The sequence below is a fragment of the Pseudonocardia sp. NPDC049154 genome (assembly GCF_040648315.1).
In the GTDB taxonomy this organism is placed as follows: domain Bacteria; phylum Actinomycetota; class Actinomycetes; order Mycobacteriales; family Pseudonocardiaceae; genus Pseudonocardia.
On the sequence record NZ_JBEZDN010000109.1, the window covers coordinates 14,060 to 27,173 of the forward strand.

General features: G+C 72.7%; 11 protein-coding genes and 1 pseudogene. 3 read left to right on the forward strand and 9 right to left on the reverse strand.

From position 1 onward, the window contains the following. Position 1: 1 nt before the first annotated feature. From pntB to AB0B41_RS33705, 9 genes are all read right to left on the reverse strand, one after another. Entirely contained in the window at positions 2–1,411 is a 1,410-nt protein-coding gene (gene pntB / locus AB0B41_RS33665) for a Re/Si-specific NAD(P)(+) transhydrogenase subunit beta (protein ID WP_358210584.1), read from the reverse strand. A gap of 3 nt (positions 1,412–1,414) precedes the next feature. Then, positions 1,415–2,977 carry a Re/Si-specific NAD(P)(+) transhydrogenase subunit alpha gene (locus AB0B41_RS33670; protein WP_358210586.1) on the reverse strand — a complete coding sequence of 521 codons (1,563 nt, stop codon included), beginning with the start codon at positions 2,975–2,977 and terminating at the stop codon, positions 1,415–1,417. 448 nt (positions 2,978–3,425) lie between these two features. Next, positions 3,426–4,196, reverse strand: coding sequence for an enoyl-CoA hydratase/isomerase family protein (locus AB0B41_RS33675; protein WP_358210588.1), 771 nt, complete (start codon positions 4,194–4,196; stop codon positions 3,426–3,428). Next, entirely contained in the window at positions 4,189–5,259 is a 1,071-nt protein-coding gene (gene paaE / locus AB0B41_RS33680; RefSeq protein WP_358210603.1) for a 1,2-phenylacetyl-CoA epoxidase subunit PaaE, read from the reverse strand. Before paaE ends, AB0B41_RS33675 begins: the two co-directional genes overlap by 8 nt. A 55-nt stretch (positions 5,260–5,314) precedes the next feature. Next, positions 5,315–5,833 (reverse strand): 1,2-phenylacetyl-CoA epoxidase subunit PaaD, encoded by a 519-nt coding sequence (gene paaD / locus AB0B41_RS33685; RefSeq protein WP_358210590.1) that lies wholly within the window; start codon positions 5,831–5,833, stop codon positions 5,315–5,317. Beyond that, a complete protein-coding gene (gene paaC, locus AB0B41_RS33690) occupies positions 5,827–6,744 on the reverse strand; it encodes a 1,2-phenylacetyl-CoA epoxidase subunit PaaC (RefSeq protein WP_358210591.1) in 918 nt (305 codons plus the stop codon). Before paaC ends, paaD begins: the two co-directional genes overlap by 7 nt. After that, positions 6,741–7,127 carry a 1,2-phenylacetyl-CoA epoxidase subunit PaaB gene (gene paaB / locus AB0B41_RS33695; protein WP_358210593.1) on the reverse strand — a complete coding sequence of 129 codons (387 nt, stop codon included), beginning with the start codon at positions 7,125–7,127 and terminating at the stop codon, positions 6,741–6,743. Before paaB ends, paaC begins: the two co-directional genes overlap by 4 nt. After that, on the reverse strand, positions 7,124–8,080 hold the full coding sequence (paaA, locus tag AB0B41_RS33700) for a 1,2-phenylacetyl-CoA epoxidase subunit PaaA (RefSeq protein WP_358210595.1): 957 nt from the start codon (positions 8,078–8,080) through the stop codon (positions 7,124–7,126). The genes paaB and paaA overlap by 4 nt, the downstream gene beginning before the upstream one ends. A gap of 92 nt (positions 8,081–8,172) precedes the next feature. Continuing rightward, a complete protein-coding gene (locus tag AB0B41_RS33705; RefSeq protein ID WP_358210597.1) occupies positions 8,173–8,802 on the reverse strand; it encodes a TetR/AcrR family transcriptional regulator in 630 nt (209 codons plus the stop codon). Between the two features lie 502 nt (positions 8,803–9,304). Between AB0B41_RS33705 and AB0B41_RS33710 the strand changes: the two genes are divergently transcribed. The 3 genes and pseudogenes from AB0B41_RS33710 to AB0B41_RS33720 form a co-directional block, all read left to right on the forward strand. Further along, positions 9,305–10,549 (forward strand): thiolase family protein, encoded by a 1,245-nt coding sequence (locus AB0B41_RS33710; RefSeq protein WP_358210599.1) that lies wholly within the window; start codon positions 9,305–9,307, stop codon positions 10,547–10,549. A gap of 26 nt (positions 10,550–10,575) precedes the next feature. Continuing rightward, complete coding sequence (gene paaZ / locus AB0B41_RS33715) at positions 10,576–12,606, forward strand: phenylacetic acid degradation bifunctional protein PaaZ (RefSeq protein WP_358210601.1); 2,031 nt, start codon at positions 10,576–10,578, stop codon at positions 12,604–12,606. Continuing rightward, positions 12,603–13,114 (forward strand): annotated as a pseudogene (locus AB0B41_RS33720) (phenylacetate--CoA ligase); the annotation flags it as partial. The gene paaZ and the pseudogene AB0B41_RS33720, both read left to right, overlap by 4 nt.

The following is a 13,114-nucleotide window of genomic DNA, read 5'->3' on the forward strand; positions in this document are numbered from 1 at the left end:
GTCAGCCGACGGGCTCGCGGGTCCTGAGCTCGGCGAGGATGTCCTGGACCCGTTCCTTGGCGTCGCCGAAGAGCATCTGGCTGTTCTCCCGGAAGAACAGTGGGTTCTGCACGCCGGCGTAGCCGGTGGCCATGGACCGCTTGAACACGATCACGTTCCCGGCCTCCCACACGCGCAGGACCGGCATGCCGGCGATCGGGCTGCCGGGGTCCTCGGAGGCGGCCGGGTTGACGGTGTCGTTCGCGCCGATGACGAGCACGACGTCGGTGTCGGCGAGGTCGTCGTTGATCTCGTCCATCTCCAGGACGATGTCGTAGGGGACCTGGGCCTCGGCCAGCAGCACGTTCATGTGCCCGGGCAGCCGCCCGGCGACCGGGTGCACCCCGAACCGCACCTCGACGCCGGAGTCCCGCAGCTTGCGGGTCAGGTCGGCGACCGGGTACTGCGCCTGGGCCACCGCCATGCCGTAGCCGGGGGTGATGACCACCGACCGGGCGTTCGCCAGCAGCTCGGCGACCCCCGCGGCGTCGATCTCGCGGTGCTCGCCCTCCACTGCGGCGGCCGTCGAGGACGTCGCCCCGAAGCCGCCGGCGATGACGGAGAGGAAGGAGCGGTTCATGGCCTTGCACATGATGTAGGACAGGTAGGCACCGGAGGAGCCGACGAGCGCACCGGTGATGATCAGCAGGTCGTTGCCCAGCAGGAAGCCCGACGCCGCCGCGGCCCACCCGGAGTAGGAGTTGAGCATCGACACCACGACCGGCATGTCCCCGCCGCCGATCGAGGCCACCAGGTGCAGGCCCAGCAGCAGCGCCAGCACGGTGAGCACCGCCAGCACCCACACCGCAGGCGTGATCACGAAGTACACGGTGAGGCCTGCGAACACCACCAGCGCGCCCAGGTTGAGCGCGTTCTTGCCCGGCAGCATCAGCGGCGCCGAGGCGATCTTCGCCGACAGCTTCAGGTAGGCGATGACCGATCCGGTGAACGTGACGGCGCCGATGAACACGCCGATGGCGACCTCGGCGTGGTGGATGCCCAGCAGCGACCCCGCGAGCTGCAGGTGCCCGGACTCGACCTCGAGGAAACCGTTCCAGCCCACCAGCACCGCGGCGAGCCCGACGAAGCTGTGCATGAGCGCGATCAGCTCGGGCATGCCGGTCATCTCGACGACCCGGGCCCGCCAGAGCCCGATCGCCGCGCCGATGACCAGCGCGACCAGCAGCAGCGCGATGCCCAGCCCGGACGCCGAGCCCAGCGCCACGATCGCCGTGGCGACGAGCGCGATGGTCATGCCGGCGATGCCGAACACCACCCCGGAGCGGGAGGTCTCGTGCTTCGACAGCCCGGCGAGGCTGATCACGAACAGCAGGGCGGCGATCAGGTACGCCGCCGTCGTCCACGTCTCCACGGCTCAGCTCCTCGAGAACATCGACAGCATGCGGCGGGTCACCGCGAAGCCACCGACGATGTTGATGGCGGCCAGCAGCACCGCGACCGCCGCCAGGGCCGTGACCAGCGCACTCCCGGTGCCGATCTGCAGGATCGCGCCGACGACGATGATCCCGGAGATGGCGTTGGTGACCGACATCAGCGGCGTGTGCAGCGCGTGGTGCACGTTCCCGATCACGTAGAAGCCGATCACGATGGCCAGCACGAACACCGTCAGGTGCCCGGCCAGCTCCGGCGGCGCGAACGCGGTGACCCCGAACAACGCCACCGCGCCGGCGATCCCCACCGCGGCCCGCGCCAGCGGCGAACGCGTCTTCTCCGGTTGCGGTTCGGCCTGCGGAGTCGCCGCGGGCTGGGCCGCGGGGGCCGCGCTCACCGACACCGGGGGCGGCGGCCACAGCGTCTCGCCCTGGTGAGCCACGGTCAGCCCGCGCACCACCACGTCGTCGAGATCCAGGACGAGCCGCCCGTCCTTGGCCGGGGTGAGCAGCGTGAGCAGGTTGACCACGTTGGTGCCGTAGAGCTGCGAGGCCTGCGCGGGCAGCCGGCCCGGCAGGTCGGTGTAGCCGATGATCGTGACCCCGTTCTCGGTCACCACCGCCTCACCGGCCACCGTGCCCGCCACGTTCCCGCCCTGCGCGGCGGCCATGTCCACGATCACGCTGCCCGGGCGCATCGACGCGACCTGCTCGGCGGTGATCAGCCGCGGCGCCGGGCGGCCCGGGATCAACGCCGTGGTGATGATGATGTCCACGTCCGCGGCCTGCTCGGAGTAGATCTCCGCCGCCCGGCGGTCGTAGGCCTCCGACGTCGCCTTCGCATACCCGTCGGTGGATTTCTCCTGCTCGACCTCCACGGCCAGGTACTCACCGCCGAGGGAGCGGACCTGCTCGGCGACCTCGGCCCGCGGGTCGGTCGCGCGCACCACCGCGCCCAGGCTGTTCGCCGCCGCGATCGCGGCCAGGCCGGCCACGCCGACCCCGGCGACCAGCACCTTCGCCGGCGGGACCTTGCCCGCCGCGGTCACCTGCCCGGTGAAGAACCGGCCGAACGCGTGCGCCGCCTCGATCACCGCCCGGTACCCGGCGATGTTCGCCATCGAGCTCAACACGTCCAACGACTGCGCCCGGCTGATCCGCGGCACCGCGTCCATCGCCAGCGCGGTCACGCCCCGCTCGGCCAGCGTCCCCAGCCGGTCCGGCTCGATCGCCGGCGCCAGCATCGACACCAGCGTGGTGCCCGCGTGCAGCCGCTCGATCTCGTCCGGCTGCGGGGCGTTGATCGTCACCACGACGTCGGCGTCCCACACCGGCCCCTCGGACACCTCCGCCCCTGCGGCGGCGTAGGCGGCGTCGTCGAACCCGGCCTGCACACCCGCCCCGGATTCCACCGTGACGGCGTAGCCGAGGTTCACGGCCTTGCGGACCGTCTCCGGCGTCAACGCCACCCGCGTCTCCGCCTTCGTCGACTCCGCCACCACACCGATGCGCAGCGGCGGCGCGGGTGCTTCGGGACTGTCGCTCATTCGCTCTCCTCGATGTGCGGCATCACTGTCGACCGGGGTGGAGGGCGCCGCCGTCGCGCTCCGGCCCGAGCGGGACGACGGGCCGGGTCACCGACGAACGACGACGCAGCCCTCGGATCCCGCGAAGGCGCTTGGCAAAGTTAACGCACTTCTCGGCCCGTGCAGCGACGATCGCGTCACACCGAAGGGGTGTGTCGTCCGCCGCCCTGCTCCGCGACGAAGGGTCAGCCCTGCTCGACGAGCAGGACGAAGCACCGCGCACACAAACCGCGTCTTCACGATCGCCGATCATGTCCGCCCAGGGCTTGTCGGTCCACCACCGCACGGGAGCGTCGATCAGGCACCGTCGCGTCTCACGATCGCTCTCGGCGTGCACGTGCGGCTGGTCGAACAACCGCTGCTGCACAAGAAGCCGATCAGGTGGCCCCTCGGCCGCCGCACCTGCGGGTCAGGCGCGGAAGGTCGGCTTCCGCTTCTCCCGGAACGCGGCGACGCCCTCGGCGAAGTCCGGTCCGGTGAAGAGGGTGCGCTGGGCGCGGGCCTCGGCGACGAGGACCTGCCGCAGGTCGGTGTGCCCGGCGGCGAAGATCTCCTTGGTCGCGGCGAGGGCGGGGCGGGAGCGCCGGGCCAGCAGTTCGGCCCGCTCCAGCGCCAGCTCGACGGCTCCGCCCGGCTCGGCGAGGCGCTCGACGAGCCCGATGGTCGCGGCCTGCTCGGCGTCGACGACCTCGCCGAAGAGGATCATCTCGGCCGCCCGGCCCTGGCCGATCCGCCGCGGCAGGGTCCAGGCCAGGCCGGCGTCGGTCGCGAGGCCGACGCCGCCGAACGAGGCGCAGAAGCGGGCGTCGCCGGCCGCGACCACGTGGTCCGCCGCGGCGGCCAGCGACAGCCCCGCACCATAGGCACCGCCCTCGACCGCGGCGATCACCGGCGTGGGGCCGGCGACCATCGCCTCGACGAGGTCGGCGAGGAGCTGCAGGCGCAGGATCCCGAGCTGCTCGTCGTCGCTCATCGACGAGATGTCCCCGCCCGCGGAGAAGAAGCCCTCCGCGCCGGTGAGGACCACGACGCGGACGGCGTCGTCGTCCGTCGCCGCGCGCACCGCGTCCCGGAGCTCGCGGCGCATCTCGACGGACAATGCGTTGCGCCGCTTCGGGTCGGCCAGGGTCAGCACCCGGACCGGCCCCCGGTCCTCGATCTCGACCAGGCCCTCAGACATCGAAGTCGACGGTGACCGTGTCCGACACCGGGAGCGTCTGGCAGGTCAGCACGAACCCGGCCTCGACCTCCTCGTCCTCGAGGGCGAAGTTGCGGCGCATGGTGACCTCGCCGTCCGTGACCTGCGCCCGGCACGTCCCGCACACCCCGCCCTTGCAGGCGAAGGGCAGGTCGCCGCGGACCTTCTGCGCGGCGTCGAGGACGGTCTCGTTGCGCGGCAGGGTCAGCTGGGTGGACCGCCCGTTGAGGACGACGGTGACCTCGCTGCCCTCGCCGACCTCGGCGTCGTCCTCGGCGCGGTGCACCGCGGGGGGCGGCTCGTCGACGTAGAACAGCTCGCGGTGCACCCGCTTCTTGTCCACCCCGAGCTCGCCGAGGACGGTCACGGCGTCCTCGGTCATGCCGAGCGGCCCGCAGAGCCACCAGTGGTCGACGCCCTCGGCGTCGACGAGCGACCCGAGCAGGATCCGCATCCGGTCCGCGTCGAGCCGGCCGTTGAAGATGTCGGCCTCGGTGGGTTCGCGGGAGAGCACGTTGAGCAGGTGCAGCCGGGGGCCGTAGGCGTTCTTGAGGTCGGCGATCTCCTCGGTGAACATCACGGTGTCGGTGCGCCGGTTGCCGTAGAGCAGCGTCACGTGGGTGTCGGCGTGCGCGGCGAGCAGCGACGCGGCGATCGACAGCACCGGCGTGATGCCCGACCCGGCGGCGACGAGCCCGTGGTGGGTGCCCGCGGCGAGGTCGGGGGTGAAGGACCCGGCGGGCGGGCCGACCTCGATCTCGTCGCCGACCTCGAGCCGGTCGACGAGCCACTCGGAGAACAGGCCGCCGTCGACCCGGCGCACGCCGACCCGAGGCTCGGCGCCGGCCGGGGCGCAGATCGAGTAGGAGCGCCGCTCCTCCCCCGCCTCGGTCTCGAGCCGGAGCGTCAGGTACTGCCCCGGGCGGAACGTGAAGTCCTCGCGCAGGTCGTCGGGGACCGCGAAGGTGACGGCCACGGCGTCGTCGCACAGCCGCTCCAGCGCGGACACCCGGAGCCGGTGGAAGCCGGTCTCGCGGGGCGCCACGACCTCGTCGTCGGCCCGGGTGCCGGCGGCGGGCAGTGTGGTCGCGGGGGTCACCTCAGATCTCCTTCATGTGCTCGAAGGGCTCCTGGCACGACGGGCAGCGCCGCAGCGCCGTGCAGGCCGTCGGGCCGAAGCGGGAGAACTCCTCGGTCGACGGGGCGCCGCAACGCGGGCAGCGGACCTGCGTCGAGGGGGCGCCGAGGGTCAGCGGGATCGGGCCCGCGGCCCGGGCCGGTGCCTTCCCTGGCGGGGCGATGCCGGCCTCGGCGAGCTTGCGGCGCCCGGCCTCACTGATCCAGTCCGTGCTCCACGCGGGCGAGAACACGGTGCGGACCTCGACACCGCGGTACCCGGCCTCGCCGAGCGCGGTGTGGATGTCGTCACGCATGACCTCGATCGCCGGGCAGCCGGAGTACGTGGGGGTGATCGTGACGACCACCGCGCCGCCGTCCTCGTCGACCGACCGGATCACGCCGAGGTCGTCGAGGGTGAGCATCGGCATCTCCGGGTCGACGACCCGGGCGACGACGTCGCGCGCGCCCAGGTCCACCCGCAGGTCGGGGTCGGTCACCATGTCGCCCCCGGGTGCTCGCGCGCCACGCTCTGCATCTCGGCCAGCACGTGGCCCAGCAGCTCGGTGTGCACGCCCTGCCGGCCGCCGCGACCGCCGATCGTGCCCACCGGGGGCACCTCGGGCCGGGTGAGGGTGGCCCGGTCGAGGACCTGCGCGAGCACGGCGTCGAACTCCTCGCGCGTCCCGGCCGGGTCGACCGCGACGCCCGCCTCGACCAGCCGGTGCTCCTCGTCGGAGGTGCGGAACAGCTCCTCCACGTACGGCCACGCCCAGTCCAGCCCGGCCTGCACGCGCCGGTGCGACTCCTCGGTGCCGTCGCCGAGGCGCAGGGCCCACCGGGCGGCGTAGTCGCGGTGGTAGGTCAGCTCCTTGACGCCCTTCCCCGCCACGGCGGAGATCACCGGGTCCCGCGAGTCCTGCAGCCGGTGCAGCAGCGCGAGCCGCCAGGTCGAGAAGATCAGCAACCGGGCGATGCAGCGACCGAAGTCCAGCTCGTCCGACGGCTCGACGAGGGCGACGTTGCGGAACCCGGCCTGGTCGCGCAGGTAGGCCAGCGCGTCCTCGTCGCGGTCCGCCCCCTCGACGTGCCCGGCGCGGGCCAGCAGCACGCGGGCCTGGCCGAGCAGGTCGAGCGCGATGTTGGCCAGCGCGACCTCCTCCTCCAGCTCCGGCGCGTTGGCCACCCACTCGGACAGCCGCTGGCTGTAGATCAGTGCGTCGTCGCCCAGCATCTGGCAGTACGCCGCGAGGTCCTCGGGCTCGACGCCCTCGGGCACCGGCGCGGAGATCTCGGCCTCGACGTCCTCGAAGCCGGTGCCGAACGCCCAGCGCGGGTCGTCGTGCGCGGTGGTCTCCGACAGCGACTGGTAGGCGTTGGTGGCGTCGTGCTCGCCCTGCTCGACGTGGCTCACAGGTGCGGCACCTCCTCCGGGATCGCGTAGAAGGTCGGGTGCCGGTAGACCTTGTCGCCGGACGGAGCGAAGAACGGGTCCTTCTCCGCCGGGCTCGACGCGGTGATGTCCTCGGCCTTGACCACCCAGATCGACACGCCCTCGTTGCGCCGGGTGTAGAGGTCCCGCGCGTTGTGCAGCGCCATCTCCGCGTCCGCCGCGTGCAGCGAGCCCACGTGGACGTGGTTCAGCCCGCGCTTGCCGCGCACGAACACCTCGTACAGCGGCCAGGTCCGGCGGCTCGGCCGCTCACCCTGCCCGGTCTCGACCCCGGTCGTCGGGACGGCGCCGTGGCCGCCCTCGGCGGTCACGTCGGTGACCTGCTCGTCGTCGCTCGGGATCATGCCGACACCGTCCCCGCCTGCTTGTCCGCGTACGCCTGCGCCGCCTCGCGCACCCAGGCCCCGTTCTCGTGCGCCCGGCGCCGGTGCGCGATCCGCTGCGCGTTGGTCGGGCCCGCGCCGGTGATGACCGCCTTGAACTCCGACCAGTCCGGCTCACCGAAGTCGTGCGCCTGACGCTCGGAGTTCCACCGCAGGTCCGGATCCGGCAGCGTGACGCCCAGGGCCTCGGCCTGCGGGACCGTCATGTCCACGAACCGCTGGCGCAGCTCGTCGTTCGTGTGCCGCTTGATGTTCCACGACATGGACTGCTGGGTGTTCGGGGAGTCCCCGTCGGCGGGGCCGAACATCATCAGCGACGGCCACCACCACCGATCGACCGACTCCTGCACCATGGCCTTCTGCTCCGGCGTGCCGTTGACCATGGCCAGCAGCAGCTCGTAGCCCTGCCGCTGGTGGAACGACTCCTCCTTGCAGATCCGCACCATCGCCCGCGCGTACGGCCCGTACGAGCACCGGCACAGCGGCACCTGGTTGCAGATCGCCGCCCCGTCGACCAGCCAGCCGATCACGCCGACGTCGGCGTAGGTCAGCGTGGGGTAGTTGAAGATCGAGGAGTACTTCTGCTTCGACTCGATCAGCTTCTCGGTCAGCTCCTCGCGGTCCACGCCGAGCGTCTCGGCCGCCGCGTAGAGGTACATCCCGTGCCCGGCCTCGTCCTGCACCTTGGCCAGCAGGATCGCCTTGCGCCGCAGCGACGGCGCCCGGCCGATCCAGTTGCCCTCGGGCTGCATGCCGATGATCTCGGAGTGCGCGTGCTGCGCGATCTGCCGGATCAGCGTCTTGCGGTAGGCCTCGGGCATCCAGTCCCGCGGCTCGATGCGCTGGTCCGCGTCGATCGTGGCCTGGAACTCGTCCTGATGAGCGTGGTGGGAGCGCTCGTCAGTCGCGGTCATCGCGATCCTCCAAAACCGAATGTTCGTTCGTCTGATGATGGCGCACTCGGGCCGGACACGCAAGCGCAGGGGCGAACTCACCCGGGCGGGCGTCAGGCGGGAGGGATGATCCCGGCGGACACCATCTGCACGACCTGAGCGGGAAGACGTTCCGAACCGGGCCGGCCGGGGCGGTACCACTCGATGATCGAGTTCACCGTGCCGGAGAGCAACCGTGCCGCCAGCCACGGCTCCACCCCCGCCGCGACCTCGCCTTCCTCCACCGCCTCGGCGACGAGCGAGGCGAGGGTGGCGTCGAACGCGCGGCGGCGGGCCAGCGCCCACCGCTCGACGTCGGTGTTGCCGCGGACCCGCAGGAGCAGGGTCACGTACGGCAGCTCGGTGGTGAGGACCTCGACCTGGCGTCCGATGATGTGCCGCAGCCGCCGCAGCGCCGGTCCGGACTGGGAGGCGGGCTCGTCGAGGATGCCGAACAGCCCGTCGAGCGCACGCTGCAGCGCCGCGCGGAGGAGCTCCTCCTTGCCGCTGACGTGGTGGTAGAAGGAGGACTTCGTGATCCCGGCGGCCCGCGACAGGTCCTCCATCGAGGTGGCGTCGTAGCCGCGGGCGTTGAACTCCTGCACCGCCACGGCCAGCAGGGACCGGGCGTCGTAGACGGGGCGACGGGCACCGGCGGCGCCGCGGAGGCGCCGGTTCGGCGGCCCGGCCGCCGCGGCGGTCATCGTGCCCCTCCCGCGCACCGGACCAGTCGGACCGACGGGCTTGCGTCTTCCCGCGTTGCTCGCGTCATCCGCGCACCCCACCTTCCCCGTCTCGGATCGGTCCGGATCCTTCGGACCGACGCCATGATCCTGGAGTTCGAGCCTGGTCCTGATCGCCCGAACGATCGGGCTGTCGCACTTCTCGGCCTCGACACCCGCCACAGGAGTCCCACGCGGCACTGTGGCGCGCTCGCATGAGCCCTCCCCACCTGCTGAGCCTGCTCACCCCGGCCGACCGACGGCGACCTCTCGTGAGGCGTCCACCAGCGCTTTTTCGAGCCCCAGCAGCGGGCCGCGCCATGACGGCGGTCGTCGGGCCCTGCCCGCCGGAGCCACGGGGACGAACGCGCCGAACGTCGTCAGGACCCTCACCCCTGTCGGCCTCCACGCGCTCATGCTAACCTCCCCAACAACCGAACGATCGTTCGCCGACGCAGACACCGATCGGAGGCCGAGCGGCTTCATGGGCAGCAGCAACACCGCATTCCTGGTGAGCGGGGTCCGCACCCCGCAGGGCAAGTACGGCGGAGCGCTGGCGAGCGTCCGCCCCGACGATCTGGCCGCCCTGGTGGTCGGCGAGGCCGTCGCGCGGGCCGGGGTGCCGGCCGACGCGATCGACGAGGTGGTCCTCGGCGCCGCGAACCAGGCCGGCGAGGACAACCGCAACGTGGCCCGGATGGCCGTTCTGCTGGCCGGGCTCCCGGCGGCGGTCCCGGGCTACACGGTGAACCGGCTGTGCGCGAGCGGGCTGACCGCCGTCACGAACGCCGCGCAGGCGATCAAGGCCGGGGAGGCCGACGTCGTCGTCGCCGGCGGAGTCGAGTCGATGACCCGGGCGCCGTGGGTGATGGCCAAGCCGGGCACCCCGTGGGCCAAGCCGGGCGAGGTCGCGGACACCTCCCTGGGCTGGCGTTTCACCAACCCGCGCTTCCGCGCCCTGGACGAGGCCGCGCCCGAGGTCCACACCGAGACCGAGGGTCCGGCGACCCTGTCGATGGGCGAGACCGCCGAGGAGGTCGCCGCGCTGGACGGGATCACCCGCGAGGAGTGCGACGAGTTCGCGCTGCGCAGCCACACCCGTGCGGTCGCCGCGGCGAAGGACGGGCGGTTCGACGCCGAGCTGGTCACCGTGTCGGTCCCGCAGCGCAAGGGTGACCCCGTCCAGGTCACCGCGGACGAGGGCCCCCGCGCCGATGCCTCCCCCGAGTCCCTGGGCCGGCTCCGCCCGGTGTTCCGCAAGGGCGGGATCGTCACCGCGGGCAACTCCTCCCCCCTGTCCGACGGCGCCGCGGCGGTCGTCGTCGCCAGCGAACGGGCCGTCGAGGAGCACGGGCTGACCCCGCTCGCGCGGATCGTCACCGGAACGAGCGCCGGGGTCGCGCCGCACGTCATGGGCCTCGGCCCGGTGCCCGCCACCCAGAAGGCGCTGCGGCTGGCCGGCTGGCAGGCCGGCGACCTCGACGCCGTCGAGCTCAACGAGGCCTTCGCCGCGCAGAGCCTCGCGTGCGTGCGCCGCCTGGGCCTGGACCCCGAGACCGTCAACGCCGACGGCGGCGCCATCGCCCTCGGCCACCCGCTGGGCTGCTCCGGCGCCCGGATCACCGTCACGCTCGCCAACCGGCTCCGCCGCGAGGGCGGCCGCCGCGGCCTGGCGTCGATGTGCGTCGGCGTCGGCCAGGGCGCGGCCCTGCTCATCGAGACCGTCTGACCCGCCTCCACCACGAGAGGGATCGCATGACCACCCCCCTTCTGCGCAGCTACGTCTCCGGTGACTGGCACACCCCGGGCGACGCCGGTCGTCCGGTGTTCGATGCGGTGACCGGCGAGGAGATCGCCCGGGTCTCCTCGACCGGGATCGACTTCGCCGCGGCCCTGGCCTACGGGCGTGAGGTCGGCGGGCCGGCGTTGCGGGAGTTGACCTTCCACCAGCGCGCCGCGCTGCTCAAGGCGCTCGGGCAGCACCTGCGCGAGCACCGCGAGGAGCTCTACGCGGTCTCCGCGCGGACCGGCGCCACCCTGGGTGACTCGAAGTTCGACGTCGACGGCGGCATCGGCGTGCTGCTCGCCTACGCCTCCAAGGCCAAGCGCGAGCTGCCCAACGACACCGTCTACGTCGACGGCCCGGTCGAGCCCCTCGGCCGCGGCGGCACCTTCGTGGGCCAGCACATCTGCGTCCCGCTCCTGGGGGTCGCGGTCCAGATCAACGCCTTCAACTTCCCGGTCTGGGGACCGCTGGAGAAGCTCGCCCCGGCCTTCCTCGCCGGTGTACCGAGCCTGGTCAAGCCGGCGACCCCAACGGCGTTCCTGACCGCGAAGCTGGTCGAGCTGATCGTCGAGTCCGGGATCCTCCCGGCCGGGGCGCTGCAGTTCGTGGCCGGCTCGCTGGGCGACACGTTCGACCACCTCACCGGCCAGGACCTCGTGGCGTTCACCGGGTCGGCGTCCACCGCGCAGAGCCTGCGCACCCACCCCACGCTGGTGCGCCACGCGGTCCGCTTCACCGCCGAGGCCGACTCGCTGAACTTCTCCGCGCTCGGCCCGGACGCCGTGCCCGGCACGGACGAGTTCGACCTGTTCGTCAAGGGCCTGGTCACCGAGATGACGGTCAAGGCGGGCCAGAAGTGCACCGCGATCCGCCGCGCCTTCGTGCCCGCCGGCCAGGTCGACGCCGTCGTCGAGGCCGTGTCGGCGAGGCTGGCGAAGACCACCATCGGACCCGAGGGTCGGATGGGCGCGCTGGCCTCGCTGGATCAGCGGGAGGAGGTCCGCCGCAGCGTCAAGGCGCTGGCCGACGCCGGCCGGATCGTCTTCGGCGACCCGGAGAAGGTCGAGGTCACGGGCGCCGACCCGGACCGCGGCGCCTTCGTCTCCCCGATCCTGCTGGTCGGCGACCCGCAGCGGGCCGAGCCGCACGAGGTCGAGGCCTTCGGCCCCGTCGCCACGGTCATGCCGTACGAGACAACCGGGCAGCTGATCGACTACGCCGCCCGCGGCCAGGGCAGCCTCGTCGGCTCCCTGGTCAGCTCCGACCCCGGCTTCGTGCGCGAGGTCGTGCTCGGCACCGCCCCGTTCCACGGCCGCCTCCTGGTCCTCAACGAGGCCGACGCGAAGGAGTCCACCGGGCACGGCTCGCCCCTGCCCCAGCTGGTGCACGGCGGCCCCGGCCGCGCCGGCGGCGGCGAGGAGATGGGCGGCATCCGCGGCGTGCTGCACCACATGCAGCGCACCGCCCTCCAAGCCGACCCCGACTCGTTGTCCGCGATCACCGGGCGCTGGGTCAGCGGGGCCGAACGCCGCGAGACCGAGCGCCACCCCTTCCGGCTGCACCTCGAAGAGCTCCGCCCGGGCGACACCGTCGTCGGCGGGCCGCGGCGGGTCACCCAGGCCGATGTGGAGCACTTCGCCGAGTTCACCGGCGACACCTTCTACGCCCACATGGACGCCGAGGCCGCCGCGGCGAACCCGCTGTTCGGCCAGCGCGTCGCGCACGGCTACCTGATCGTCTCATTCGCTGCCGGGCTGTTCGTCGACCCCGACCCCGGCCCGGTGCTCGCCAACTTCGGGGTGGACAACCTGCGGTTCCTCACGCCCGTCAAGTTCGACGACGAGCTCACGATCACCCTGACCTGCAAACAGATCACCCCCCGCGAGTCCGCCGGCTACGGCGAGGTCCGCTGGGACGCCGACGTCACCCGCCAGGACGGCGAATCCGTCGCCCGCTACGACGTCCTCACCCTCGTGGCCAAGAAGGACGGTGAGGCATGACCATCACCCCCACCCCGGCATCGGCGCCGACCACCTCGGTCCGCCGCGGCGAGGCGCCGCCCGCGGACCTGCTCGACGCCGGCGAGCGCCTGTCCGTCGATGCGCTGCGCGCCACCCAGCTCGAGCGGCTGCAGTGGACGCTGCGCCACGCCTACGACAACGTGCCGCACTACCGGCGGTCCTTCGACGCCGCCGGCGTGCACCCGGACGACTGCCGCGAGCTCGCCGACCTCGCCAAGTTCCCCACCACCAGCAAGGCCGACCTACGGGAGAACTACCCCTTCGGGATGTTCGCCGTCCCACAGGCCCAGATCCGCCGCATCCACGCCTCCTCCGGCACCACCGGCCGACCCACCGTCGTCGGCTACACCGAACGCGACATCGACACCTGGGCCGGGCTGATCGCCCGCTCCATCCGCGCCGCCGGCGGACGCCCCGGGCACAAGGTGCACAACGCCTACGGCTACGGCCTGTTCACCGGCGGCCTCGGCGCCCACTACGGCATCGA

Excerpts from the sequence above, each read along its gene's own strand:
- AB0B41_RS33670 (WP_358210586.1), bottom strand. The coding sequence starts at position 2,977 with ATGAGCGACAGTCCCGAAGCACCCGCGCCGCCGCTGCGCATCGGTGTG.
- AB0B41_RS33675 (WP_358210588.1), bottom strand. The coding sequence starts at position 4,196 with ATGTCTGAGGGCCTGGTCGAGATCGAGGACCGGGGGCCGGTCCGGGTG.
- paaD (WP_358210590.1), bottom strand. The coding sequence starts at position 5,833 with ATGGTGACCGACCCCGACCTGCGGGTGGACCTGGGCGCGCGCGACGTC.
- paaB (WP_358210593.1), bottom strand. The coding sequence starts at position 7,127 with ATGATCCCGAGCGACGACGAGCAGGTCACCGACGTGACCGCCGAGGGC.
- paaA (WP_358210595.1), bottom strand. The coding sequence starts at position 8,080 with ATGACCGCGACTGACGAGCGCTCCCACCACGCTCATCAGGACGAGTTC.
- AB0B41_RS33705 (WP_358210597.1), bottom strand. The coding sequence starts at position 8,802 with ATGACCGCCGCGGCGGCCGGGCCGCCGAACCGGCGCCTCCGCGGCGCC.
- AB0B41_RS33710 (WP_358210599.1), top strand. The coding sequence starts at position 9,305 with ATGGGCAGCAGCAACACCGCATTCCTGGTGAGCGGGGTCCGCACCCCG.
- paaZ (WP_358210601.1), top strand. The coding sequence starts at position 10,576 with ATGACCACCCCCCTTCTGCGCAGCTACGTCTCCGGTGACTGGCACACC.